Annotated in this window: 23 protein-coding genes; 11 read left to right on the top strand and 12 right to left on the bottom strand. The window is 61.2% G+C overall.

Annotated features, from left to right (window positions below; genetic code table 11):
• Positions 1-36: 36 nt before the first annotated feature.
• Positions 37-813 carry a ferredoxin--NADP reductase gene (locus J5M57_RS09955; RefSeq protein ID WP_207849056.1) on the bottom strand — a complete coding sequence of 259 codons (777 nt, stop codon included), beginning with the start codon at positions 811-813 and terminating at the stop codon, positions 37-39.
• 312 nt (positions 814-1,125) lie between these two features.
• Here J5M57_RS09955 and J5M57_RS09950 point away from each other — a divergent pair, with 312 nt between their 5' ends.
• Both J5M57_RS09950 and J5M57_RS09945 read left to right on the top strand, forming a co-directional pair.
• Positions 1,126-1,854: an autoinducer binding domain-containing protein gene (locus J5M57_RS09950; protein ID WP_207849055.1), complete on the top strand. Its 729-nt coding sequence runs from the start codon at positions 1,126-1,128 to the stop codon at positions 1,852-1,854.
• Positions 1,855-2,001: 147 nt separating this feature from the next.
• The gene (locus J5M57_RS09945) at positions 2,002-3,126 is read left to right on the top strand and encodes a class I SAM-dependent methyltransferase (RefSeq protein WP_207849054.1); all 1,125 of its coding nucleotides are present in this window, start codon (positions 2,002-2,004) and stop codon (positions 3,124-3,126) included.
• 74 nt (positions 3,127-3,200) lie between these two features.
• Here J5M57_RS09945 and J5M57_RS09940 read toward each other — a convergent pair whose 3' ends face one another.
• From J5M57_RS09940 to J5M57_RS09930, 3 genes are all read right to left on the bottom strand, one after another.
• Positions 3,201-3,368, bottom strand: a complete 168-nt coding sequence (locus J5M57_RS09940) for a DUF2474 domain-containing protein (protein ID WP_007963754.1) — start codon at positions 3,366-3,368, stop codon at positions 3,201-3,203.
• Positions 3,369-3,453: 85 nt separating this feature from the next.
• Complete coding sequence (cydB, locus tag J5M57_RS09935) at positions 3,454-4,461, bottom strand: cytochrome d ubiquinol oxidase subunit II (protein WP_207849053.1); 1,008 nt, start codon at positions 4,459-4,461, stop codon at positions 3,454-3,456.
• A 3-nt stretch (positions 4,462-4,464) separates the two neighbouring features.
• Positions 4,465-5,907 (bottom strand): cytochrome ubiquinol oxidase subunit I, encoded by a 1,443-nt coding sequence (locus J5M57_RS09930; RefSeq protein ID WP_083367858.1) that lies wholly within the window; start codon positions 5,905-5,907, stop codon positions 4,465-4,467.
• A gap of 537 nt (positions 5,908-6,444) precedes the next feature.
• Here J5M57_RS09930 and J5M57_RS09925 point away from each other — a divergent pair.
• The gene (locus tag J5M57_RS09925; RefSeq protein ID WP_025108751.1) at positions 6,445-7,683 is read left to right on the top strand and encodes an MFS transporter; all 1,239 of its coding nucleotides are present in this window, start codon (positions 6,445-6,447) and stop codon (positions 7,681-7,683) included.
• 6 nt (positions 7,684-7,689) lie between these two features.
• Here the strand turns inward: J5M57_RS09925 and J5M57_RS09920 are convergent, their stop codons facing one another.
• The gene (locus J5M57_RS09920) at positions 7,690-8,241 is read right to left on the bottom strand and encodes a DJ-1 family glyoxalase III (RefSeq protein ID WP_207849052.1); all 552 of its coding nucleotides are present in this window, start codon (positions 8,239-8,241) and stop codon (positions 7,690-7,692) included.
• 67 nt (positions 8,242-8,308) lie between these two features.
• Positions 8,309-8,758 carry a DUF4879 domain-containing protein gene (locus tag J5M57_RS09915; protein WP_169843308.1) on the bottom strand — a complete coding sequence of 150 codons (450 nt, stop codon included), beginning with the start codon at positions 8,756-8,758 and terminating at the stop codon, positions 8,309-8,311.
• A gap of 224 nt (positions 8,759-8,982) precedes the next feature.
• Between J5M57_RS09915 and J5M57_RS09910 the strand changes: the two genes are divergently transcribed.
• The 4 genes from J5M57_RS09910 to J5M57_RS09895 all read left to right on the top strand — a co-directional run bounded on the left by J5M57_RS09910 (position 8,983) and on the right by J5M57_RS09895 (position 12,852).
• The gene (locus J5M57_RS09910; RefSeq protein ID WP_064589292.1) at positions 8,983-10,278 is read left to right on the top strand and encodes an NCS2 family permease; all 1,296 of its coding nucleotides are present in this window, start codon (positions 8,983-8,985) and stop codon (positions 10,276-10,278) included.
• Positions 10,275-11,354, top strand: coding sequence for a tRNA (uridine(54)-C5)-methyltransferase TrmA (trmA, locus tag J5M57_RS09905; protein WP_207849051.1), 1,080 nt, complete (start codon positions 10,275-10,277; stop codon positions 11,352-11,354). Before J5M57_RS09910 ends, trmA begins: the two co-directional genes overlap by 4 nt.
• A 197-nt stretch (positions 11,355-11,551) precedes the next feature.
• Entirely contained in the window at positions 11,552-12,001 is a 450-nt protein-coding gene (aroQ, locus tag J5M57_RS09900) for a type II 3-dehydroquinate dehydratase (protein WP_025108744.1), read from the top strand.
• Positions 11,998-12,852, top strand: a complete 855-nt coding sequence (locus J5M57_RS09895; RefSeq protein ID WP_207849050.1) for a shikimate dehydrogenase — start codon at positions 11,998-12,000, stop codon at positions 12,850-12,852. Before aroQ ends, J5M57_RS09895 begins: the two co-directional genes overlap by 4 nt.
• A 104-nt stretch (positions 12,853-12,956) precedes the next feature.
• Here the strand turns inward: J5M57_RS09895 and J5M57_RS09890 are convergent, their stop codons facing one another.
• Together J5M57_RS09890 and quiC are read right to left on the bottom strand one after the other, a co-directional pair.
• Positions 12,957-13,634, bottom strand: coding sequence for a TetR family transcriptional regulator (locus J5M57_RS09890; RefSeq protein WP_169843305.1), 678 nt, complete (start codon positions 13,632-13,634; stop codon positions 12,957-12,959).
• A gap of 102 nt (positions 13,635-13,736) precedes the next feature.
• Positions 13,737-15,638, bottom strand: coding sequence for a 3-dehydroshikimate dehydratase QuiC (gene quiC, locus J5M57_RS09885; RefSeq protein WP_207849049.1), 1,902 nt, complete (start codon positions 15,636-15,638; stop codon positions 13,737-13,739).
• Here quiC and J5M57_RS09880 point away from each other — a divergent pair.
• Entirely contained in the window at positions 15,637-15,969 is a 333-nt protein-coding gene (locus tag J5M57_RS09880) for a hypothetical protein (protein ID WP_064589302.1), read from the top strand. The two genes, quiC and J5M57_RS09880, sit on opposite strands and share 2 nt — an antisense overlap.
• Positions 15,970-15,992: 23 nt before the next feature.
• Positions 15,993-17,330, top strand: coding sequence for an MFS transporter (locus J5M57_RS09875; protein WP_207849048.1), 1,338 nt, complete (start codon positions 15,993-15,995; stop codon positions 17,328-17,330).
• Positions 17,331-17,447: 117 nt separating this feature from the next.
• Here the strand turns inward: J5M57_RS09875 and J5M57_RS09870 are convergent, their stop codons facing one another.
• The 4 genes from J5M57_RS09870 to J5M57_RS09855 form a co-directional block, all read right to left on the bottom strand.
• Complete coding sequence (locus tag J5M57_RS09870; RefSeq protein WP_207849047.1) at positions 17,448-18,326, bottom strand: DMT family transporter; 879 nt, start codon at positions 18,324-18,326, stop codon at positions 17,448-17,450.
• Between the two features lie 63 nt (positions 18,327-18,389).
• On the bottom strand, positions 18,390-19,205 hold the full coding sequence (locus J5M57_RS09865; RefSeq protein WP_207849046.1) for a sugar phosphate isomerase/epimerase: 816 nt from the start codon (positions 19,203-19,205) through the stop codon (positions 18,390-18,392).
• A 2-nt stretch (positions 19,206-19,207) separates the two neighbouring features.
• Entirely contained in the window at positions 19,208-20,263 is a 1,056-nt protein-coding gene (locus tag J5M57_RS09860; protein WP_207849045.1) for a Gfo/Idh/MocA family oxidoreductase, read from the bottom strand.
• 230 nt (positions 20,264-20,493) lie between these two features.
• Complete coding sequence (locus J5M57_RS09855) at positions 20,494-21,270, bottom strand: IclR family transcriptional regulator (RefSeq protein ID WP_064589310.1); 777 nt, start codon at positions 21,268-21,270, stop codon at positions 20,494-20,496.
• A 177-nt stretch (positions 21,271-21,447) separates the two neighbouring features.
• Here J5M57_RS09855 and J5M57_RS09850 point away from each other — a divergent pair, with 177 nt between their 5' ends.
• Entirely contained in the window at positions 21,448-23,187 is a 1,740-nt protein-coding gene (locus tag J5M57_RS09850; protein ID WP_207849044.1) for an FAD-dependent oxidoreductase, read from the top strand.
• Complete coding sequence (locus tag J5M57_RS09845) at positions 23,171-24,004, top strand: aldo/keto reductase (protein ID WP_207849043.1); 834 nt, start codon at positions 23,171-23,173, stop codon at positions 24,002-24,004. The genes J5M57_RS09850 and J5M57_RS09845 overlap by 17 nt, the downstream gene beginning before the upstream one ends.
• The last annotated feature ends 167 nt before the right edge of the window (positions 24,005-24,171 follow it).

The raw sequence follows: 24,171 nt of genomic DNA, 5'->3' as shown, positions 1-24,171 counted from the left end.
GCATGATTGAAAACGGCGCCTGAGGGCGCCGTTTTTTTACCAGTAGTTTTCCACCGCCACCTGCCCGGGACGCCGCGCCAGGCTCAGGTTCATGTGGCGTTTTTTCAGCAGTGCCCGGGTGTCGTCGATCATCTGCGGATTGCCGCACAACATCACACGCGAATGTTCCGCTGTCAGCTCCAGCCCGGCCTCGCGTTCCAACTCACCGCTTTCAATCAGTGTGGTGATACGGCCGTTCAGAGCACCGGGATGGACCTCGCGGGTGACCGTGGGGATGAATCGCAACTTGTGCGCATGCTCGGCCAGGTAATCACGCTGGGCCAGTTGCTCGATCAGATCCAGGTAGGCCAGCTCTCGCGCCTCGCGCACGCTGTACACCAGGATGATCCGCTCGAACCGCTCCCACACCTCGAAGTCCTGCAGGATCGACAGAAACGGCGCCACCCCCGTTCCCGTGGACAACAGCCATAGATCCCGACCGTCGACGAAACGATCCAGCGTCAGGTAGCCAAAAGCCTGGCGTTCTACCAGCAGTGTATCGCCAGGCCGCAATCGGCTTAGCTCACTGGTGAATTCGCCCCCCGGCACCACGATGGAAAAGAACTCGAGAAATTCGTCGAACGGCGAGGACACCATCGAATAAGCGCGCCACACCCTGCTGCCATCAGCCTTTTCCACCCCAAGGCGGGCGAACTGCCCTGCACGGAACCTGAAACCTGCATCGCGCGTGGTTCGCAGCGTGAACAGGCTGGGGGTCAGGGGTTGCACGTCGAGCAAGTTCTGGGCGGTGAATTTCTCTGCGCTGACAGTCATGGGCGACTCCACTGAAGGGACTCTGACAGTTTCGCTGAATCCGCCACGACAAACACCACTGTTTTTGTAATGTCATCTCATTTGGCGGCGTCACCCATTGAAATATTTACCTATTTAAAACAACCGCTCACACATTGAATGACAACTTAAATATACCGCTCTATTCCGGCTTAATAACTTTATCACTATGAATACTTCTATCCAAAGAGCGAAAAATTCGACTCTTCGTGTAGGACATGTCCTACACTCGTTTCCGTGCAGGATTCATTGGATCCAAACCGGCACCCCAGTAACGCGTAACGGAGAGTTTTCATGGAAAGGTGGAAGGCGTCTCAATTAAAGCAACTGTCTTTCGCAAGAGAAATAGAGACGGCTTATCCGATTCTGCTGCGATTTGCTCAAAACATTGGTTTCAATTTTTGCGCTATCACATTGACATCAACTGAACGGAATGCCGACTTTAAAACCTTGCAAATCAATAACTACCCTAAAGAGTGGAATCAACTCTATGAAAAAGAAAGCTACAGCAAGATCGATCCGGTAATAGCCCACTGCAATCTCTGCATGCTGCCCATTGTCTGGACCGAAGAAGTGTTTGCGCAGACGCCACAATTATGGGGCGCCCAACAGCAGCACGGCTTGCGCCACGGTTGGTCCCAGTCGTTCCACAACCAAACCAGCGGCCTGTGTACCACGCTCAGTCTTGTCAGGAAAAATGCGGCGCTGGACCCGCTCGAGCTGTACGAGCATTTTGGCTATATCTTCTATGCGGCCAGCCATCTGAGTGAGCTATTTGCCAGAACCCTGCCCAAACCGCTCAAAAAGCCCCAGCCCCCGCACCTTTCGCCGCGGGAACTGGAAGTGCTGCAGCTCTCCGCTGTGGGCAAAACGGCCTACGAGATTGCCCGGATTCTTTGTCTGAGCGAGCGGACCGTTAATTATCACGTGCAAAACGTGATCGTCAAACTGGACGTTTGCAACAAGATTTCCGCCGTCACCGCCGCCACTCGTTGTGGTTTGCTCGACGCCCCCACCGCCTAAAACCTGCGAGTATTTGAGCGAAAAAGAACGTACCATTTGTGACCTTCCTGAGTGATGGCGTGAGTTAAGCGCCGAAGTCCACTCGGACGGTCCGCCGCGAGACCCTGGGCTGCGGGCCACCCGTTGATTAACCAGAGTTTCCGCACCATGCCCTTGCTCGAAACCCCCTTCGCCCAACTCGATCTGATCCGCCAACCCGAGCAGCAGAACGAACCGCTGCAAGCCTTCGATGCGGCTGACGAATACCTGCTCAACCACCTGGCCGCGCAGCAACCGGCTGCAGACACTCGGGTTCTGGTGCTCAACGACAGCTTTGGAGCGCTGGCTGCAAGTCTGGCGGGCAAGGTTCAGGTCAGCAGCAGTGGCGACTCGTTTCTGGCCTTTCAGGGCCTGGAAAAAAACCTGGTGCGCAACGGCCTGGCGTTCGATGCGGTGCCCGGCATTGCGGCCAGCGAACCATTGGTCGGGCCGTTTGAGCGGGTATTGATCCGCGTGCCCAAGACCCTCGCCTTGCTGGAAGAACAACTGATTCGCCTGCAAGGGCAATTGGCGCCCGGCGCCGAAGTGGTGGCGGCGGCCATGGTCAAGCACCTGCCGCGTGCGGCCGGGGATCTGCTGGAACGCTACATTGGCCAGGTGCAGGCTTCGCTGGCGGTGAAAAAGGCTCGCCTGCTGATCGCCACGCCCGAAGCCAAAGCCCCGGCGACTTCGCCCTACCCTTCGCGCTACCGACTCGACGAGCCCGCCATCGAGTTGCTCAACCACGCCAACGTGTTCTGCCGCGAAGGCCTGGACATCGGCACCCGTGCCTTTCTCCCGCATCTGCCAAAGAACCTCGGCAGCGCGCGCGTCGCCGACCTCGGCTGCGGCAACGGCGTGCTGGCCATTGCCAGTGCGCTGCAGAACCCTGACGCGCATTACACGCTGGTCGACGAATCGTTCATGGCCGTGCAATCGGCCGCTGAAAACTGGCGCGCCGCCCTGGGCGAGCGCGCAGTGACCGTGCGAGCCGGTGATGGTCTGGCCGGGCAGGAGCCACAGTCGCTGGACGTGGTGCTGTGCAATCCGCCGTTCCATCAACAACAAGTGGTCGGCGATTTCCTCGCCTGGCGCATGTTCCAGCAGGCGCGCGAGGCGCTGGTGGTGGGCGGTGCGTTGTACATCGTCGGCAACCGTCACCTGGGGTATCACAGCAAACTGGCGCGGCTGTTCCGTGGCGTCGAGCAAGTGGCGGCAACGCCGAAATTCGTGATTCTCAAAGCGCGCAAGTAAACGCCAGGCAAAAAAAACCCTCCGCGGTACAGAGGGTCATAAATCCGTGCCCAAAGGCAACGGGACGGGATGTTTCAGTGGGTGGTCAGGCCGGCCGCGTTCATGAACAGGCGCATCAGGCTGGCCGCAATGAACAGCGCGCCGACGCTACCGATCCAGATCAGGGCCAACCAGCCGAGCCGCTGCCACAGCGGCTTTTTTTCGGCTTCTTCAATCTCGTGCAGGGAATGTTTGCCGTTCATTGCATCGTTCCTCCGTCAGACGCTGGCGCCGCGTACGACGCCAGCGTGAACAGGCTCGCTCCCACCAAGTGGGGGGAGCGGCAGACTAGTGGTAACCGTCTTCATGAGTGACCTTGCCGCGGAACACGTAGTAGCTCCAGAAGGTGTAGCCCAGGATGAACGGGATGATGAACAGCGTACCGACCAGCATGAAGCCCTGGCTCTGCGGCGGTGCGGCGGCGTCCCAGATCGAGATCGACGGCGGCACGATGTTCGGCCACAGGCTGATGCCCAGACCGCTATAGCCGAGGAAGATCAGCACCAGGGTCAGCAGGAACGGCATGTAGTTGGCATTGCGTGCCACGGCACGAATCAACCCATACATCGTCACCAGCACCAGAATCGGCACCGGCATGAACCAGAACAGGTTCGGCATGCTGAACCAGCGTGTAGCAATGTCCGGATGGGCCAGCGGGGTCCACAGGCTGACGATCCCGATCACCGCCAGCAGCACGAACGCCAGCGGCCGCGCCAGGTTGTGCATCTGTTCCTGCAACTTGCCTTCGGTTTTCATGATCAGCCAGGTGCAGCCGAGCAAGGCATAGGCCACCACCAGCGCGGCGCCGCAGAACAGGGTGAAGGGTGTCAGCCAGTCCAGTGAGCCGCCGGCGTATTGCCGATTGACCACCGGCAGGCCGTCGATGAACGCGCCCAGTGCCACGCCCTGAAAGAACGTCGCTGCCACCGAACCGCCGATGAACGCCTTGTCCCACAGGTGGCGCTTGTCGTCCTTGGCCTTGAAGCGGAACTCGAACGCCACGCCGCGAAAAATCAGGCCGATCAGCATGAAGATCAGCGGCAGGTACAGCGCCGACAACACCACCGAGTACGCCAGCGGAAACGCGCCGAACAACGCCGCGCCCCCCAGCACCAGCCAGGTTTCGTTGCCGTCCCACACCGGGGCGACGGTGTTCATCATCACGTCACGGTCGGTCTTGCCCGGGATGAACGGGAAGAGAATCCCGATCCCCAGGTCGAAGCCGTCCATGACCACGTACATCATGATGCCGAAGATGATGATCACGGCCCAGATCAGCGGAAGATCAATACCCATGAGTCAAATCTCCTTTTCCAGGCTGCGAGCCTGGTCAGCGTCGGCGCCTTCATCATCCGCCGCGGACAACGGACGGGCCGGTGTGCGTTTCTGTCCAGGACCACCGTCGTTGGTTTCCTTGCCCTCGTCGGTTTTCGGCCCTTTGCGCACCAGGCGCATCATGTAACCCAGGCCGGCGCCGAACAGCGCGAAATACACCACGACAAACATGATCAGGGTGATGCTCATCTGCATGAAGCTGTGGTTGGACGACGCATCCGCCGTACGCATCAAGCCGTAGACCACCCACGGCTGACGACCGATTTCAGTGGTGAACCAACCCGCTAGGATCGCGATCAGGCCGGACGGCCCCATCCACAACGCCAGGTACAGGAATGGCCGCGAGGTGTAGAGCGAATCACGCTTGCGCAGCCACAGGCTCCACAGACCGGTGAAGATCATCAGGAAACCGAGGCCGACCATGATCCGGAACGACCAGAACACGATGGTCGAATTCGGCCGGTCCTCAGGCGGAAACTCCTTGAGCGCCGGCACCTGCTTGTCCAGCGAGTGAGTCAGGATCAGGCTGCCGAGGTACGGGATCTCCACGGCGAATTTGGTTTTCTCTTCTTTCATGTCCGGCCAGCCGAACAGGATCAACGGCGTGGCTTCGTCGCCTTTATTTTCCCAATGGCCTTCGATCGCGGCGATTTTCGCCGGCTGATGCTCGAGGGTGTTGAGGCCGTGGAAGTCACCGATGACCGCCTGGATCGGCGCGACGATCAGCGCCATCCACATCGCCATCGACAGCATGGTGCGGATTGCCGGGTTGTCTCTGCCGCGCAGCAGGTGCCAGGCTGCCGACGAGCCGACAAAGAACGCCGTGGCGACGAACGCCGCCGTCGCCATGTGCATCAGGCGGTACGGGAACGACGGGTTGAAAATGATGGCCAACCAGTCGGTCGGGATCACCTGACCGTTGACGATCTCGAAGCCCTGCGGGGTCTGCATCCAGCTGTTGGACGCGAGGATCCAGAACGTCGAGATCAGCGTGCCGATCGCCACCATCACGGTGGAGAAGAAGTGCAGGCCGCGCCCGACCTTGTTCCAGCCGAACAGCATCACCCCGAGGAAACCCGCCTCGAGGAAGAATGCCGTGAGCACTTCATAAGTCAGCAACGGCCCCGTGACGGCACCGGCGAAGTCCGAGAAGCGGCTCCAGTTGGTGCCGAACTGATAGGCCATGACCAATCCGGACACCACGCCCATGCCGAAGTTGACGGCAAAGATCTTTGACCAGAAATGGTAAAGGTCGCGGTAGGTGTCGTTATGGGTTTTCAGCCACAAGCCTTCGAGCACCGCCAGGTAGCTCGCCAGACCAATGGTGATGGCCGGGAACAGGATGTGGAACGAGATCGTGAACGCGAACTGAATTCGGGCGAGATCGAGTGCCTCTAAACCGAACATAAGTCTTCCTCTGTCAGGTAATACCGGCGTCGGGGCTTGTGGCCCCTGCACCTACTGCCCCCACGGATATGGAGTGCGGCGAATTCTGATTCGTTCTTTTTTAACAGCCATCGCAACGCAGGGAGTCTGGCCATCGGGCCACCAGAGCATGGCCCGGGAGGGTCTTGATCTGGATCAAGCAACGTTGAAAGAGTAGTCCCATTTCCGACGAAGAACCGCGTGGTCGTTTGCCGCGTGACAAGTTGCCTCATCGCCTGGGCAACGCACTGAAAGACATTCCCGGAGCGGCGAAATCCCTTGTGGCGAGGGAGCTTGCTCCCGCTCGCCTGCGCAGCAGCCGTAAAACCTGCAACCTTGACCTATTTAGAGAAATGCTCGGGAGGGCTTCGCCCTCCAGCGGGAGCAAGCTCCCTCGCCACAAGAAACTGAGGGTTTTGGACGATAGATGTCTGGCTAACTAATTTTTTTGTCATAGCAACTTTCTGTTACAGACTGGTGATAATCTCGTGGTTCCCATCGAGCCAGACCTGCCTTCAGATGCCCAGCCAAGAGCCCCTGCTGTTACGTCACCATCGTCCATTTCTCGCGTTCTGGTTCGCCCGGATCTTCACTGCCAGCGGCTTTCAGATGCTTACCGTGGCGATTGGCTGGAATCTGTACCAACTGACCGGCAACGTGCTCGACCTCGGTCTGGTCGGTCTGGTCGAGTTCGCCCCGCGGGTGCTGTTCATGCTGCACACCGGGCATGTCGCCGACCGCTATGACCGGCGCCGGGTCGCGGCGATCTGTCAGTCGCTGCAGGCGTTGATCGCGCTGGCGCTGGCGATTGGCAGCGCCACTGATCACATCACCCGGGAAATGATCTTCATCCTCGCTTTCCTGCTCGGCGGCGCACGCTCCTTCGAGTTGCCGACCACCCAGGCGCTGCTGCCGAGCATCGTGCCCACCGCGCTGTTCCCCCGGGCCGTTGCCGCGGCGCAGTCGGCACAACAATCGGCGACCATCGTTGCTCCGGCAATGGGCGGCTTGCTCTATGCGTTCGGCAGTGTCTGGGTCTACGGTCCGACAGTGCTGCTCTACGTCATCGCCTGCACATTGATGCTCAACCTGCCCGCGCGACAGACGCCGCTGAACAAAGGCAAAGCCACGCTGGACTCGTTACTGGCGGGCATCCGCTTCATACGCAGCCGCCCGGACATTCTCGGAGCGATCTCGCTGGATCTGTTCGCCGTGCTGCTCGGCGGCGCCACCGCGTTGCTGCCGGTGTTCGCCAAAGACATCCTGCTCACCGGGCCTTGGGGCCTGGGCCTGCTGCGTTCGGCGCCGGCGGTCGGCGCGCTGGGGATGTCGCTGTTTCTGGCGCGATTTGCCGTCGAGCGCAATGTCGGTCGAGTGATGTTCACCGCCGTCGGCGTATTCGGCGTTGCGACCATCGCCTTCGGCCTGTCGACTTCGTTCTGGTTCTCGCTGGCAGTGCTGGTGGTGCTCGGCGCGGCGGACATGATCAGCATGGTGATCCGCGCCTCCTTCGTGCAACTGGAAACCCCGGACGAAATGCGCGGCCGGGTCAGCGCGGTGAACGGCCTGTTCATCGGCGCCTCGAACCAGTTGGGCGAATTCGAATCCGGCCTCACTGCGCACTGGTTCGGGACTGTGCCGGCGGTGGTGATGGGCGGAATCGGCACCCTGGTGGTGACCGGGACGTGGATCAAACTGTTCCCGACCCTGGCCAAACGCGACCGGATGCATGTGCCGGTGGAAGAGGCGAAGGTCTGACTCTCGTCAAACCAACATCTCCCCCGCCACCTTGGTCCGTAATGCTTTACCGCCAAGCTGCTCAACCAGCGTCAGGGCAAACGCCAGTGCGGTGCCTGAGCCTTGGGCAGTAATGCAGTTGCCGTCGACCACCACCGGTTGATCAACAAACGCACAGCCTGACAGTTGATGACTGGCACTCGGCAGGCAGGTCATGCGCCGCTGGCGCAAGACGCCCGAGGCTTGCAGGGCGACAGCCGGGGATTCGGCGATGGCGGCGAACAGGCGTCCGGCGCTGGCCTGGCCCTTGAGCAGTTGTTGCAGTGGCTGATGCGCCGCGAGGTGTTGGGCGCCGATGGCGCCGCCGGGCAGGACGATCAGGTCGAAGGTCTGCGCCAGCACATCGATCAGCATGCCATCCGCCGTCAGCCGCGTGCCGCGTGCGCAGGTCAGCATGCGCCGGCCTTCGATGCTGGCCGCCACGACTTCGACGCTGGCGCGGCGCAGCACGTCGATCAGGGTCACGCTTTGCAGATCATCGATGCCCTCGGCGAGGGTAATCAGGGCTCTAAAGGTCATGGGCGCCATCCGCTGGGTGATCTTTCAAGCGTAGTCAGCTTTGCCCCACCCTGTTCGGTGACAGCCGTTACTTGATGTAAAGCTGGGTCGACATCGTGTTGCGTGGCGCGTTGAGCGAGGTGTTGCTGAAGCTGAACGTGCCTTCCTGCTTGCCCGCCAGATCGAAGGTATACAACGAGCCGACGGTGTTGCTGCCGGGGGTGCACTCGGTCAGATTACCGTTATCAAAAGCGCACACCGGAGACCGGGTGCCGTTGACTTCAAAACCGTCCAGGGTGGCGTGCGGCTGATTCTGGCCATAACCGACTTCCAGCACATACACCTTGATACTCGGGCCACCGTGATTGCACTGGGTTTGCGGCTGGTTGTCGGCAATGTCTTCCAGGCCGCAGGCCGGCGACTGAACCTTGATCACTTTCACTTGCGTCAACGGCGCCGCCGAGGCGGCCAGCGCCGCATTCGACCCGGCCATCAGCCCTGCCAGTACCCAGAAAGCCTTCATCCAGCGCTTGCCCATGTGATCGCGTTTCCCCGAAAAATTCAGCGCGCAGTATGGCGCACTTGGCCCTGTGGCAAAACTTCGACGACGTTCGGCACCAACAACCGCCATATTCCTCACGCTGCTGGTATGATGCGCGGCTTTTTCCGGCCCACCACAAATTCCCAGGCGCTTGCGACGGTCTGTGCTTTGCTGTTGAGGTCGATACATTCACGGCGCCACGCGCGCCACGGGGAGCAGACATGCTGGAAAGGCTGTTTCAACTCAAGGCACACAACACCAACGTGCGTACCGAGATTCTGGCGGGCGTCACGACCTTCCTGGCCATGGCCTACATTCTGTTCGTCAACCCGAGCATTCTCGGCGAGACCGGCATGGACAAGGGCGCGGTGTTCGTCGCCACCTGTCTGGCAGCCGCCATCGGCTCGACCATCATGGGCCTGATCGCCAACTACCCGATCGCCCTCGCCCCGGGCATGGGCCTGAACGCCTTCTTCACTTACACCGTGGTCCTGCACATGGGCCACACCTGGCAAGTGGCGCTGGGCGCGGTGTTCATCTCGGCGGTGTGCTTCTTCCTGCTGTCGATCTTCCGCATCCGCGAATGGATCATCAACAGCATCCCGCTGCCGCTGCGCTCGGCGATTGCCGCCGGTATCGGTCTGTTCCTGGCCCTGATCGCCCTGCACAACGCCGGTATCGTGGTCAGCAACCCGGCGACCATGGTCGGCCTCGGTGACCTGAAACAACCGGCGCCGATCCTCGCCACCCTCGGCTTCGCCCTGATCGTTGCGCTTGAGGCCCTGAAAGTGCGCGGTGCGGTGCTGATCGGCATTCTGGCGGTGACCATCGTGTCGATCGCCATGGGCTTCACTCCGTTTGGCGGCGTGACCTCGATGCCACCTTCGCTGGCCCCGACCTTCATGCAACTGGACATCAAGGGTGCACTGGACATCGGTCTGGTCAGCGTGATCTTCGCCTTCCTGTTCGTCGACCTGTTTGACAACTCCGGCACCCTGATCGGCGTCGCCAAGCGCGCCGGCCTGATGGGCAAGGATGGCCACATGCCGAAAATGGGTCGCGCCCTGATCGCCGACAGCACCGCGGCCATGGCCGGTTCGCTGCTGGGCACCTCGACCACCACCAGCTACATCGAATCCGCTGCCGGCGTGAGTGCTGGCGGCCGTACCGGTCTGACGGCTGTCGTCGTGGCGTTGCTGTTCCTGCTGGCGCTGTTCTTCTCGCCACTGGCGGCCAGCGTGCCGGCCTTCGCCACCGCACCGGCACTGCTGTTCGTCGCCGTGCTGATGACCTCGGGCCTGGCGGAAATAGACTGGGAAGACATCACCGTCGCCGCACCGGTTGTCGTGACCGCGCTGGCGATGCCGTTCACCTACTCGATCGCCAACGGCATCGCGTTCGGCTTCATTTCCTGGACCGTGATCAAACTGCTGTCGGGCCGCGCCCGTGAGCTGAACCCGGCGCTGGTGATCCTGTCGATTCTGTTCGTGATCAAGTTGGGTTGGTTCAACGCATGACTTTCGATTCCCAGGCCTACGCCACTCAGCTCGAAGACAAGGTCACGCGTTTGCGTGACCTGCTCGCCCCGTTCGATGCGCCGGAGCCGACGGTGTTCGACTCGCCGCTGCAGAACTTCCGCCTGCGCGCCGAATTCCGCCTGTGGCGCGAGGCCGGTGAGCGGCATTACGCGATGTTCTCCCAGGACGACAAACGCACGCCGATCCTGATCGAAGAATTCCCGATTGCCAGCCTGCGCATCAACCAGTTGATGCCGCAGCTCAAGGCTGCGTGGCAGGCCAGCTCGGCGCTGAGCCACAAGCTGTTCCAGGTGGAGTTCCTGACCACTCTGGCCGGCGATGCGATGATCACCCTGTGCTATCACCGTCCGCTGGACGAGCACTGGCATGCCGCTGCGACCCAACTGGCCGCTGATCTCAACGTCAGCGTGATCGGTCGTTCCAAGGGCAAACGTGAAGTCATCGGCCACGATTACGTGGTCGAGAAGCTTGAAGTCGGCGGCCGCACCTTCAGCTACCGCCAGCCGGAAGGCGCGTTCACCCAGCCCAACGGCAAGGTGAACCAGAAGATGCTCAACTGGGCATACGAAGCACTCGGCGATCGCACTGACGACCTGCTGGAGCTGTACTGCGGCAACGGCAACTTCACCCTGCCGCTCGCCACCCGCGTGCGCAACGTGCTGGCCACCGAGATCAGTAAAACGTCGGTCAACGCCGCATTGAGCAACCTCAGCGAAAACGCTGTGGATAACGTCACGCTGGTGCGCCTGTCCGCCGAAGAGCTGACCGAAGCGCTCAACGAAGTTCGCCCGTTCCGTCGCCTGCACGGCATCGACCTGAAAAGCTACGAGTTCGGCAGCGTATTCGTCGACCCGCCGCGCGCCGGCATGGACCCGGACACCTGCGAGCTGACCCGGCGTTTCGACAACATCCTGTACATCTCCTGCAACCCGGAAACCCTGGCCGCCAACATCGCCCAGTTGCACGACACGCACCGCATCACCCGCTGCGCGCTGTTCGACCAGTTCCCGTGGACGCATCACATGGAGTCCGGGGTGTTGCTTACCCGGCGTTGATTACCGGTTCCCGGATGCAAAAAAGCCGTCGTGATGACGGCTTTTTTGTGGGTGCGTTTTTTGATCTGTGCGATCACCGAACACAAAACTCTTAGGCTCAAGCACTTCAATTGACCATGGTAACCATCTGGTACATTTTACCTCCACAGGCTGAAATCCTCGGCCCAAGCCAAAAACAATAAGTGGAGTTTGACCCCATGCCCCCTATCGTTCTGGTGCTCAACGGCCCGAACCTGAACCTGCTTGGCACCCGTGAACCGGCGACCTACGGTCACGAAACCCTGGCTGATATCTCTGCCCTGTGCGGCCGCGCTGCCGAAGAGTTCGGTCTGGCCGTGGAGTTTCGCCAGACCAATCACGAAGGCGAATTGCTCGACTGGATTCATGCCGCGCGCGGTCGTTGCGCCGGGATCGTGATCAATCCGGCGGCGTGGACGCACACCTCGGTGGCGATCCGCGACGCGCTGGTTGCCAGTGAGCTGCCGGTTATCGAAGTGCACCTGTCCAACGTCCACGCGCGCGAGCCGTTCCGCCATCATTCGTTCGTCTCGGCCATCGCCACTGCGGTGATGTGCGGCTTCGGCAGTCATGGCTATCGTCTGGCCCTGGAACATTTCAGCCAGCGGCTGAAGGGGCGCGCAGCATGAGCCGCAAACCGGTAATACTGGCCGGACTGATCGGCGCCGGGATTCAAGCCTCGCGCACACCCTCGCTGCATGAACATGAGGGCGACGCGCAAGGCCTGCGCTATCTGTATCGCCTGATCGACCTTGATCAGTTGCAACTGGACAGCAACGCCCTGCCCGACTTGCTGCAGGCCGCCGAGCGCATGCACTACACCGGCCTCAACATCACCTTCCCATGCAAGCAGGCGATCATCCCGCTGCTCGATGAATTGTCGCCGGAAGCCCTGGGCATCGGTGCGGTCAATACCGTGGTGCTCAAGGACGGCAAGCGCATCGGCCACAACACCGATTGCCTGGGCTTTGCCGAAGGTTTTCGTCGCGGCTTGCAGGACGTTGCCCGTGAGCGAGTGGTGCAGATGGGCGCTGGCGGCGCCGGGGCAGCAGTGGCTCACGCGCTGCTGAGCGAAGGTGTCCGGCAACTGAGCATTTTCGACGTCGACCGCGAGCGCGCCGAGAGTCTGGCGAACAACCTCAACCAGCATTTCGGCGCCGGCCGTGCCGTCGCCGGGCGCGACCTGCCGGGCACGCTGAATCAGGCCGATGGCCTGGTGAACACCACGCCAATGGGCATGGCCAAGCTACCGGGCATGCCGGTGCCGGTGGAGTTGCTGCGCAAGGAATTGTGGGTGGCGGAGATCGTGTATTTCCCGCTGGAAACCGAACTGCTGCGCAACGCCCGCGCCCTCGGTTGCCGCACGCTGGATGGCGGCAACATGGCGGTGTTTCAAGCGGTGAAGGCGTTTGAACTGTTCAGCGGTGTGGTGCCGGATGCGCAGCGGATGCTCGCGCATTTCCAAAGCATGAATGGGTGAATATGCAGGAGTGAGCCTGCTCGCGATGGCGGTGTGTCAGTAAACAACAATGACAACTGATACACCGCCATCGCAAGCAGGCTCACTCCTGCAGGGGGAATGCGTCAGGCTTGCAGGTAGCGCAACACCGACTCGCAAATCATCTCGCGATGCCGCTGTTTGATGTTTTCATCCGGCAGATCGATCTGAAAAATCTCGCCAAACGTGTGCCGGTTCGACACGCGGTAGAAGCAGAACGAGCTGATCAGCAAATGCACATCCAGTGCATCCAGCCCCGCACGGAAAACACCCTCAGCAGCACCACGATGCAAAATCTCGCCCAGCGAATCGAGGATGGTGTTGTTCATCGCCTTGATCGCATCGGAACGCTTCACGAACTCGGCGTTGTGGATGTTTTCGATGCATACGATGCGCACGAAATCGACGTTGCGATCATGGTGATCGAAGGTGAACTCCACCAGCCGGCGGATCGCCAACACCGGTGGCAACTCGGCCAGGTGCAAGCGGCTTTCGGTGCTGCGGATGTCGCCGTAAAGCTTCTCCAGCACCTCGACGTACAACTGCTCCTTACTGCCGAAGTAGTAATAGATCATGCGTTTGGAGGTGTGGATGCGCTCGGCGATCGCGTCGACGCGGGCGCCGGACAAGCCCTGCTGGACGAACTCGACGATCGCCTCCTGCAGGATGTTCTCGCGGGTCTTTTCCGGGTTGTTCTTGCGACTCTTGCGCGGCTCGATGCCAGATACGACGGGAGCGGCGGGGAGTTCTGATGTCATTGTCATTGCGGGCTCACGGCCATCACTGCACAGGTTGGCGATTATGGGCCGCGCTGCACAGTGAAGGAAGCCACGTGGCCCGTGTTTAATCCCGCGTTTACGAATTTCCTACAACTTCGCCTGGCGTACCGCGCCACTGCGTGATTTGGCCATCGCCGCCAGACGCACTGCGACGTTCGCCGCACCGTAACCGGCGTAACCGTTTTTGCGCTGGATGATCTCGAAGAAGAAGCGCCCTTCGAACGGCTCGGTGTACACATGGAACAGCTCGCCGCCCTGCGCATCACGGTCGTAGAGCACGTTGTAATAGGCCAGTTCGCTGAGGAATTCGTCATCGAAATCGAAGCGAGCCGCGAGGTCATCGTAATAGTTGAGCGGGATATCCAGCAGTGGCACGCCAGCCTCTTTGGCGCGACTGACTTCGGCGAAGATGTCGTCACAATCGAAGGCGATGTGATGCACACCAGAACCGCGATAACTCGACAGCGCATGGGAGATCGCGGTGTTGCGGTTCTCGGAGATGTTCAGCGGCAAACGGATCGAACTGTCGCGGCTTCTCAGCGCGCGGCTCTTCACCAGACCGTAAGGGTCAGGCAGCACCACTTCATCGTCGGCCTCGAAATCCAGCAGGCTCTTGTAGAACAGCACCCAACTGTCGAGGCTGTCGGCCGGCAGCGCCATGGCCATGTGATCGATGCGCTTGAGGCCGCCACGAGCCTGAGCGTTCGGCAGCAGGTTGAAGTCGGTGCCATAGACATCCGCCGCTTCATCCACCAGATAAATCAGGCTGCCATCCGGCGCCCGCACCGCGGCCAGTTCCAGCTCATTAGGGCCGACCAGTCCGCGATAGGGCTGGCCCTTGTAGGCGACCGCACGAGCCAGGGCGCTGGCGCTGTCCTTGACCCGCACAGCGGTGGCGCACAGCGACGGGCCGTGGGCCTCGAAAAAGCTGTGACCGAACGAATACGGTTCGGCGTTGAGGATCAGGTTGATATCACCCTGACGCAGCAGGCTCACACTCTTGGAACGGTGCTGCCCGGCCTTGACGAAACCGAGGCGTTCCAGCCAGTTCGTCAGTTTGGCGCCGAGCGCTTCGTTCACCGCGAACTCAAGAAACTCGATGCCGTTGTACTCACTGGCCTGCGGCGTTTCGAACAGGATTTCGCGGTTGCTCACCGGCGTGACGTGTTGCTCCAGACGCTCACGGGTTTTCTCTTCCAGGTACAACAGCGAACGCAAACCGTCGGCGGCGTTGGCCCGTGGCGGCGCGGCGCGGAAACCATCGTTGAAGATTTCCAGCGACAACGGCCCGGTGTACCCGCTCTGGATGATCGGCGCGAGGAACCCCGGCAGATCGAATTCGCCCTGCCCGGGGAAACAGCGGAAATGCCGGCTCCACTCCAGCACATCCATGGCGAGAATCGGCGCGTCGGCCATTTGCACGAAGAAGATCTTGTCGCCGGGAATGTCGGCAATCGCGCGGGGATCGCCCTTCAGCGACAAGGTGTGGAAGCTGTCTAGCAGCACGCCGAGCGCCGAGTGATCGGCCTCGCGCACGATGTCCCAGACCTGTTGATAAGTATTGACGTGCCGGCCCCAGGCCAGCGCTTCATAACCGATGCGCAACCCGCGAGCGCCCGCACGTTCGGCCAGCAGTCGCAGGTCATCGACCAGAATCTGCCGGTCGCCGACGCTGTCCGCCGAGGCGTTACTGCATACCAGCACCAGGTCGGTGCCCAGTTCCTGCATCAGGTCGAACTTGCGCTCGGCGCGCTCCAGATTGCGCGCCAGGCGATCACGCCGGCAGCCTTCGAAGTCGCGGAACGGCTGGAACAGGGTGATCGCAATGCCCAGGTCAGCGCACATCTGCCGGATTTCCCGAGGGCTGCCGTCGTAATACAGAAGGTCGTTTTCAAAGATCTCGACACCGTCGAACCCGGCGGCAGCGATGGCTTCGAGCTTTTCCGGCAGGGTGCCGCTCAGGGAAACGGTGGCAATGGAACGCTGCATGTTTCTACTCCCGGACTTCGCCGCGCTTATCTTTAAGGTAGGAGCTGCCGAAGGCTGCGATCTTTTGATCCTGATCCTGAAAAGCAAATTCAAAAGATCGCAGCCTTCGGCAGCTCCTACACAGGACGTTTTTTATAGTGAGGGAAATTATTGGCTGCATCGTCTTCAGCAGCAATTTAAAGTGTACCAGCCGGTTAGTTTTGCGTGCGATTATCGAACACTATGGCGATTCGACGAATTGACGATTTTTCGTCCACTGCCCACCATCGACGTCACATTGAGTCCGCAAGTGAACCTTCGGTCGCAGTGCCTTGCAAACAACACCACATAACAAATTCAAAAACGGGTGGAACAATGATTCCTTCACAGACTTCCCGCATGGCCCCGGCCATGAGCACTGCCACGGGTGGCATCGGCGACAAGATCCGCGGCGCCATGGCCGTCGGCAAGACCCGTTGGGGCATGCTGGCGCTGGTGTTTTTCGCCACGACCCTGAACTACATCGATCGCGCCGCCCTCGGTGTCATGCAGCCCATCCTCGCCAAGGAAATGAGCTGGACGGCGATGGATTACGCCAACATCAACTTCTGGTTTCAGGTCGGCTACGCCATCGGCTTCGTCCTGCAGGGCCGCCTGATCGACCGCGTCGGCGTGAAGCGCGTGTTCTTCTGCGCGGTGCTGCTCTGGAGCCTGGCCACCGGCGCCCACGGCCTGGCGACGTCGGCCGTCGGCTTCATGGTCTGCCGGTTCATCCTCGGCCTGACCGAAGCGGCCAACTACCCGGCCTGCGTGAAAACCACTCGCCTGTGGTTCCCGGCCGGTGAACGCGCAGTCGCCACCGGCATCTTCAACGCCGGCACCAACGTCGGCGCAATGTTCACGCCGATGCTCCTGCCGCTGATCCTCCACGTATGGGGCTGGCAGGCCGCGTTCCTGTGCATGTCGGCACTGGGCGGGATCTGGCTGCTGTTCTGGGGCTTGAAATACTTCAACCCGGAAGATCATCCGAGCGTTAAACAATCCGAACTGGACTACATCCAGCAGGAAGTCGAACCAGAACAGGCTCGCGTGCCGTTCTCGCGCATCCTGCGCATGCGTGGCACCTGGGCCTTCGCCCTCGCCTATTCGCTGACGGCGCCGGTGTTCTGGTTCTACCTGTACTGGTTGCCGCCGTTCCTCAATCAGCAATACAACCTGGGCATCAACGTGACCCAGATGGGCATCCCGCTGATCATCATCTACATCACGGCTGACTTCGGTAGCGTCGGCGGCGGCATTCTGTCCTCGTTCCTGATCGGTCGCGGCATGAACTCGATCAAGGCGCGGCTGCTGTCGATGTTCCTGTTCGCCTGCTGCATCATCGGCGTGATCATGGCCGCCGGTTCGAGCAATCTGTGGGTCGCAGTCGCAGCCATCTCCCTGGCAATCGGCGCGCATCAGGCCTGGACTGCGAACATCTGGAGCCTGGTGATGGACTACACGCCCAAGCACATGATGAGCACGGTGTTCGGTTTCGGCGGCATGTGCGCCGCGATCGGCGGGATGTTCATGACCCAGATCGTCGGCCACATCCTGACCGTCACCAACAACAACTACACCGTGCTGTTCACGCTGATTCCGGCGATGTACTTCATTGCGCTGACCTGGATGTACTTCATGGCGCCGCGCAAGATTCCCGAGATCACCGAGTAACCGGCCTCCCCCCCTCCCCCTGTAAGAGCTGCGGCACGCTGCGATCTTTTGATATTGATGTTGAACATCAACTGATCGCAGCGTGCCGCAGCTCCTACACAGGTATGTGTGGATCCTTCACCTACGGCTTTGCTGCCACGCCGCCGCCAGGCCGCTGCAACAGATCACCGCGATACCGATCACCGTCAACAAGCTCGGCGTGTGATTGAACACCACCCAGCCCAACAACCCGGCAAACACGATCTGGCAGTAGCCGAACGGCGCCAGTAACGCCGGCGCAGCGTGACGGAACGCCTGGGTCAGAAACAGGTGCGCGGTCATCCCGCAACTGCCCAGCGCCAGCATCAACACGGCGTGCGTCAACGTCGGCACTTGCCAGAAGAACGGCACCAGCGCACTCATCACCAGCGTGTTGCACAAACCGGCGAAGAAGTTGCTGGTGGTCGGGCTATCGACCTCGCTGAGCTTGCGGGTCAGCAGCTGATAGAAGCAGAAAAACAGCGCCGAGCAGAACGGCAGCAACACCGCCGGGGTGAACAATTCACCGCCCGGGTGAACGATGATCAGCACGCCGATGAATCCGCAGATCACAGCAATCCACTGCCCACGCGTCACCCTTTCCTTGAGCAACGGCACCGACAATGCCGTGACCAGCACCGGCGCGAGAAAGTTGACCGCCGTCGCTTCGGCCAGCGGGATGTACAGCAACGCAGTGGTGAAAAACAGGCTGGTGCCGAGCAGGCACAGCGCCCGCGCCAACTGCCACGACGGCCGTTTGGTGCGCAGCACGCGCAACCCCGATTGCGGCAGGAAAATCCCCGCCATCAGCAAGGTGTGCACCAGATACCGCGCCCACACCACCATGATGATCGGGTAAAAACCCGAGAGGTATTTCGACAGGGCGTCGTGGCTGGAGAACAGGAAAGTCGCCACAACAATCAGCAAGATCCCCTTGAAGGGTTGGTTGACACCGGACAGCGGGGTGCTAACGGTCATGGGCTCTCTCTGAAGGAAAAATAAACACTGGCGAGGACGCTGGCGCCCCGCCACAAACAAGACTTACAAGCGCGCCAACAATTCCAGCGTCCTGTCGAGGGCCATCCGCGCCCGCTGCAATCCGCTCACGCCCTGCTCCAGCAGTTTGACCGTGGGAATCTCCAGACTCAGTGGAATATTAGCCGGCAGACTGCGCAGCAAACCGAGCAAGTCACAATCGCCCTCGCCGGGAAACCGCCGCTCGTTGCGAGCCTGACGCAAGATCTCAGCCATGTCCGCCGGTCTTGGCCCCGCCACATCACACAGTTGCGCGTAACGCAGACGTGCAGGCGGGACGTCGGCCAAATCCTCCAGCCGTGAAGCGGAGCGATCGAAATGAAAGGCATCGACCAGCACTGCGGCGTTCTCCCGGTCGGCATTGGCGACTATGCGCAGCGCCTGTTCGAGGTTGCGCGCATCGGTCCAGGGCATGAACTCCAGATGCGGGTGCAAGCCGTAAGGTGCCGCCAGATCGCACAGCGCGGCAAAGTGATCGGTCAGCCGCTGCTCGTCCGGATCATTGCCGGCGACGAGCAATTCACTGGCGCCGAACTCCGCTCCAACGGCCAGAAGCTTCTCGAAATCGGCGACCACGGTGTGCGGTTTCAGGCGCAGGATTTCCACGTCGAGCACAGCGATGCCGGTGTCGCGCAAACGCGCCAGCGTCTGACGCCGTAAACCGCCATCGGCCACCAGCGCAAAGTGGTATTCCTCAGGGGTCGCCGGTTCCAGGCGCAGGCCGACATGGCTGTAACCGGCACGGGCGGCCACCTCGACCATCTGCGGTGGCGACAATTCAAGTACGGTGAGACTGGCCAGGGACAGGATGCGTTCGCGCATGTTCAGACCTCTGCCGGCGTGCAGGCGCGACCGCTGGCCGCTGCCTCGCGAATCGCCTCGACCAGCGCCAGGGTCCGCGCGGCATCCGCCACACTGACCAATGGCTCGACTTCACGCCGCGCTACCCGCACAAAGTGTTGCAGCTGCAAACGCAAAGCGTCTGCCGCCTCGCAATGTTCCTGCACCGCAATCAAGGGCTGGTGCCAGCCGGCATCGACTTGATCGGCAGCGTAATGCCAACGCTTGAGTTGTGGAATGCTCAGCGCCCCGGCGGTGCCCGCCAGCAAGTAACACGATTGATCAGCCTGACGCGGATAGACCGGGTTCTCTGCGGAATTCAGCTCCCAGCTCCACGGCGCGGCAACCGCATCAGACCCGGTCAACGTCCCCAGCGCACCGTCGGCAAACCGCAGCAACAACGCCACACTGTCTTCATTGGCAAAACCACGCACCGCGTTGTCGGTAATGGCCTGCACCGAGTGCACTTCGCCGCACAGGTGGCGCAGCAGATCGAGGTCGTGAATCAGATTGGTCAGCAACAGGCCCGCCCCCGGTTCACGGCGCCACGGGATCTCGAAATAAGCGTCGGGTTTGCACAGCTGAAACAGCGCGGTGACCGTGGTCAGCCGCCCGAGCGCACCGCTCTGCAGCAACTCATGAGCACGGACGATCAGCGGATTGTGGCGCCGATGATGGCCGACCAATACCGGCACGCCACTGCGTTTGACCGCTGCCACCAGCTCGCGCACCTCCTGCAGATGCACACCGACCGGTTTTTCCAGCAGCACCGGCACACCGGCAGTGAGGCAATCCAGAGCGGTACTGACATGCTGATTATTCGGATTGGCCACAATCACCGCGTCTGGCCGTGTCTGCTCCAGCATCTGACGATGATCAGCGAAATGCGCCACGCCCCACTCTGCCGCCAGCGCGGGCGCCTGCGGGCCGGGATCGGCCACCGCGCACAAGCGAGCCTCGTTCAGGGTTTTCAGGTGCTGATAATGCTGCTGGCCCATGTTGCCAGCGCCGATCAGGGCGATGCGAAGGGGTGGAGTCAAGGCGCGATCCTCTTGTGATTGTTGTTGGAAAAGTCACTCCAGCAACAATTTAGAACCACGTTCCAGAATCAAACACCCAGTGGTGGGAAAACCGTGCGAACACCGCACAATTTCATACTCGACGCTAAACCTGTAGGAGCTGCCGCAGGCTGCGATCTTTTGATCTTGATTTTGAAAAACAAAGTCAAAAGATCGCAGCCTGCGGCAGCTCCTACAGGGGGCGGTGCGGGTCAGATGAACAATTCAGAGGCCAGACTGGCCGCCGACAACTCCTCGGTGAACGTCATCAGCAACGGCGCCAGTTCGTGCAGACGCGCGCCAGGCATCCGCGCGCTTGGCCCGGCAATGCTCAGTACACCGATGACCCGCCCATCAACGGGATGCTTGACCACGGCAGCGATCGCCGAGGTGCCCACCGCCGAGCTTTCCTCGACACAGGCGTAGCCCTGCTCCCGCGCCAGGCGCAGGCGTTCCAGCAGTTCGATATTGGAGCGCGGCGCGTTCGGCCCGATGTCCACCGGCACTTCCACGCCTTGGCGTTCAACCAGCGACAACGCTTCGGCGTCGCTCATGCAAGCCAGCCATGCATGCCCGGAGGCGGTGTAGAACAACGGCGCATCGCGGCCCATATCCGGGTCATAACGCAGGCCCGTGCGCGCGCCCTGGGCCTTGGCGATCCAGGTCTGGCGCTCGCCATCGATTACCCCCAGACGCACCAGTTCACCGGTTTCCTGCGCCAGTCGATCCAGCACCGGTTGCACGATGTCGGCGCCGCTACTCGCCAGATACTGAAACCCCATCGCCACCAGTTTGGTCGACAGGTGATAACGCAGGGTGTCGGCATTCTGCCGCACGTAACCCAGACGAATCAGCTCGGCGAGCAAACGGTGGGTCGCACTTTTCGGGATATCCAGTTGCTCGGCCAGGGTCTGCATCGGCAGCCCGCGCGGTTCACTGGTGAGGCTTTCCAGCACGCTGAAAACCCGTTCGATCTGACTGCCGGCCATGGGTAAATCCAAGTGAAATTTGGCCGATTCTAGAAGACATCTCTCGCAAAGCGAAATCCGGAACTGGCCGTGCGATAACCGCCCACTTTACCCAAACAAGGCTTGTTACAGCTCAAGCTCACTGGTTAATTTCTGGAATCAAATTCCAATAAAAATTAATCTGCGGAGCTTTACTTGATGCCTGCCGAACTTCCCGATATTGACTGCGACGTGCTGGTCGTCGGCTCCGGCGCTGCCGGCCTGTCTGCGGCGGTCACGGCGGCGTGGCACGGCCTGAAAGTCATCGTCGTCGAAAAAGACCCGGTATTCGGCGGTGCCACCGCCTGGTCCGGTGGCTGGGCGTGGGTGCCGTGCAATCCGCTGGCCCGGCGCGCAGGCATCGTCGAAGACGTCGAGCAACCGCGCACTTACCTGCGCCATGAACTCGGCGAGCATTACGACCCGGCAATGGTCGACGCCTTCCTCACTGCGGCGCCGCACATGGTCGCGTTTTTCGAACAGCACACGGCCCTGCAATTCGCCGACGGCAATGCCATCGCCGATATTCACGGCGACACACCCGGCGCCGGCACTGGCGGCCGTTCGGTGATCGCTGCGCCTTACGACGGGCGCAAGGTCGGACGCCTGCTCAAGCGTTTGCGCACAACCATGCGCGAAACCTCCTTCATGGGCATGCCGATCATGGCCGGCGCTGATCTCTCGGCGTTCCTCAACCTCACGCGCTCACTAAAAGCCGCCTGGCACGTAGCCCGCCGTTTTACTCGGCACTTGCTCGATCTGGCGACACATGGACGGGCCCTGCAACTGGTCAACGGTGTGGCGCTGGTCGCGCGCCTGGCGAAGTCCGCCGAGGACCTTGGCGTCCTGCTATGGGCGTCTGCGCCGGTGACGGCATTGTTGCGTGACGGCGCCCGCGTCTCGGGGGCCATGGTCAACACCGACAACGGCCCGCGTCGCATTCATGCACGCAAAGCCGTGGTGCTTGCGGCGGGTGGTTTTGCCAACGACATCCAACGGCGCAAGGCGCTGTTTCCGCGCACGCCCACCGGTCATGAACATTGGGCCTTGCCACCGTTGGCGGTGAACGGCGATGGCCTTCGCCTGGGCGAAAGCGTCGGTGCCACGGTCAATACCGACGTGGCTTCGCCCGTGGCCTGGGCGCCGGTCTCGCAAGTGCCGCATGCCGACGGCAGCATCGGCCATTTCCCACACATCATCGAACGCGGCAAACCGGGGATCATCGGCGTGCTGCGCAACGGCCAGCGCTTCGTCAACGAAGCCAACGGTTATTACGACTACGTCAGCGCCATGGTCGCCGCCGCGCCCGAGGGCGAAGAAGTCGCCTCCTGGCTGATCTGCACCCGCGCCTTTCAACGGCGATATGGCTTGGGCATCTCGCGGCCATTTCCGTTGCCGGTGTCGGAATTTATCCGCAGCGGCTATCTGAAAACCGGCAACACCCTTGAAGAACTGGCCATTGCTTGTGGCATCGAACCCGACGGGTTGCGCCATACCGTGGAGCACTACAACCAGCATGCTCGCCTTGGTGAAGACCCATTATTCGGGCGCGGTTCAACGCCCTATAACCGCAAACAGGGCGATCCGGCGAACCTTCCCAACCCCTGCGTTGCCCCAATAGAGACAGGTCCTTTTTATGCCGTGAAAGTCCAACCGGGCTGCTTCGGCACTTTCGCCGGGCTCAAGGTCAACCCACACGCGCAAGTGCTGGACGCCAATGCCCAGCCCATCGCCGGGCTGTACGCCGCCGGTGGCGATATGGCCAGCATCATGGGCGGGCACTATCCGGCGGGCGGGATCAACCTCGGCCCGGCGCTGACGTTCGGCTACATCGCCGCCCGGCATATCGCCGGCATCACTGCTTTCGAACAGGAGATCGACCATGCAGCACATCGTTAATGCCCAGGGTTTGAACATGCCGAAACTCGGCCTCGGCACCTGGCCGATGCTCGGCGACGAATGTACCCGCGCCGTGGAACAAGCACTGGAACTCGGCTACCGCCACATCGACACGGCAGCGGCTTACAACAACGAAGACGCTGTCGGACAAGCGCTGGCGAATACGCCGACACCCCGCGAACAGATTCATGTCACCACCAAGGTCTGGTGGGATCAGTTGCAACCCGACGCGATGCGCCACTCGTTGCAGCGCAGCCTCAAGGCCTTGCGCAGCGATTACGTCGACTTGTTCATGATCCACTGGCCGAGCACCGATTGGGATCTGCCGCGCACCCTCGACACCTTGGCCTCGTTCAAGGAACAGGGGCTGGCGCGCAACATCGGCGTGGCGAATTTTCCGCTGCCGCTGCTGCGCAAAGTCGTCGAGGAATACGGTATTCCCCTCTCCGCAATCCAGGTCGAGTACCACGTCCTGCTCGGCCAGAACGCCCTGCTCGACTACGCGCGCCAACACGACCTGGCGCTGACCGCCTACACACCGCTGGCGCGCAATAAGGTCTCGGACGTCCCGCAGATCCGGCAGATCGCCGAAAAACACGGTGTGCAGCCGACTCAGGTGGCGTTGAAATGGCTGCTGGATCAGCCCTACGTGGCGGCCATTCCCAAAGCCAGCAGCCGGGCCAATCAACTGGCGAACCTGGCCTCGCTGAAGGTCGAACTGGATGTTGAAGACCGCGCACTGATCGCCGCACTGCCGAAGGACCAGCGTCAGGTCAGCCCGGATTTCGCACCCGTGTGGGACGCCTTCGACCGCTAAGGCGCCGTGCGGCAAGAGAAATCCGCCAATCGATTGAATTAGTCGCCCAAAGGCTCGTCAATAACAGGCCCGTCCTCGGCACCCGAGGCCGGGCCTGCTTGCGTGTGCGCCAATGGACGGACGACCGGACTGGCGCCACACTCACACACCAGCAACACTCATCACCA

This window comes from Pseudomonas sp. 86_A (assembly GCF_017491705.1).
GTDB classification, from domain to species: Bacteria; Pseudomonadota; Gammaproteobacteria; order Pseudomonadales; family Pseudomonadaceae; genus Aquipseudomonas; species Aquipseudomonas koreensis.
This window is presented reverse-complemented; position numbering and strand designations above follow the sequence as displayed.

Coding starts and splice junctions, on each gene's coding strand:
- J5M57_RS09940 (WP_007963754.1), bottom strand. CDS start 3,368: ATGAACGGCAAACATTCCCTGCACGAGATTGAAGAAGCCGAAAAAAAG.
- J5M57_RS09925 (WP_025108751.1), top strand. CDS start 6,445: ATGCCCAGCCAAGAGCCCCTGCTGTTACGTCACCATCGTCCATTTCTC.
- J5M57_RS09865 (WP_207849046.1), bottom strand. CDS start 19,205: ATGCGCGAACGCATCCTGTCCCTGGCCAGTCTCACCGTACTTGAATTG.
- J5M57_RS09930 (WP_083367858.1), bottom strand. CDS start 5,907: ATGTTCGGTTTAGAGGCACTCGATCTCGCCCGAATTCAGTTCGCGTTC.
- cydB (WP_207849053.1), bottom strand. CDS start 4,461: ATGGGTATTGATCTTCCGCTGATCTGGGCCGTGATCATCATCTTCGGC.
- J5M57_RS09845 (WP_207849043.1), top strand. CDS start 23,171: ATGCAGCACATCGTTAATGCCCAGGGTTTGAACATGCCGAAACTCGGC.
- aroQ (WP_025108744.1), top strand. CDS start 11,552: ATGCCCCCTATCGTTCTGGTGCTCAACGGCCCGAACCTGAACCTGCTT.
- J5M57_RS09880 (WP_064589302.1), top strand. CDS start 15,637: ATGTTTCTACTCCCGGACTTCGCCGCGCTTATCTTTAAGGTAGGAGCT.
- J5M57_RS09870 (WP_207849047.1), bottom strand. CDS start 18,326: ATGACCGTTAGCACCCCGCTGTCCGGTGTCAACCAACCCTTCAAGGGG.
- quiC (WP_207849049.1), bottom strand. CDS start 15,638: ATGCAGCGTTCCATTGCCACCGTTTCCCTGAGCGGCACCCTGCCGGAA.
- J5M57_RS09945 (WP_207849054.1), top strand. CDS start 2,002: ATGCCCTTGCTCGAAACCCCCTTCGCCCAACTCGATCTGATCCGCCAA.
- J5M57_RS09915 (WP_169843308.1), bottom strand. CDS start 8,758: ATGGGCAAGCGCTGGATGAAGGCTTTCTGGGTACTGGCAGGGCTGATG.
- J5M57_RS09895 (WP_207849050.1), top strand. CDS start 11,998: ATGAGCCGCAAACCGGTAATACTGGCCGGACTGATCGGCGCCGGGATT.
- J5M57_RS09855 (WP_064589310.1), bottom strand. CDS start 21,270: ATGGCCGGCAGTCAGATCGAACGGGTTTTCAGCGTGCTGGAAAGCCTC.
- J5M57_RS09955 (WP_207849056.1), bottom strand. CDS start 813: ATGACTGTCAGCGCAGAGAAATTCACCGCCCAGAACTTGCTCGACGTG.
- J5M57_RS09850 (WP_207849044.1), top strand. CDS start 21,448: ATGCCTGCCGAACTTCCCGATATTGACTGCGACGTGCTGGTCGTCGGC.
- J5M57_RS09910 (WP_064589292.1), top strand. CDS start 8,983: ATGCTGGAAAGGCTGTTTCAACTCAAGGCACACAACACCAACGTGCGT.
- J5M57_RS09890 (WP_169843305.1), bottom strand. CDS start 13,634: ATGACAATGACATCAGAACTCCCCGCCGCTCCCGTCGTATCTGGCATC.
- trmA (WP_207849051.1), top strand. CDS start 10,275: ATGACTTTCGATTCCCAGGCCTACGCCACTCAGCTCGAAGACAAGGTC.
- J5M57_RS09875 (WP_207849048.1), top strand. CDS start 15,993: ATGATTCCTTCACAGACTTCCCGCATGGCCCCGGCCATGAGCACTGCC.
- J5M57_RS09920 (WP_207849052.1), bottom strand. CDS start 8,241: ATGACCTTTAGAGCCCTGATTACCCTCGCCGAGGGCATCGATGATCTG.
- J5M57_RS09950 (WP_207849055.1), top strand. CDS start 1,126: ATGGAAAGGTGGAAGGCGTCTCAATTAAAGCAACTGTCTTTCGCAAGA.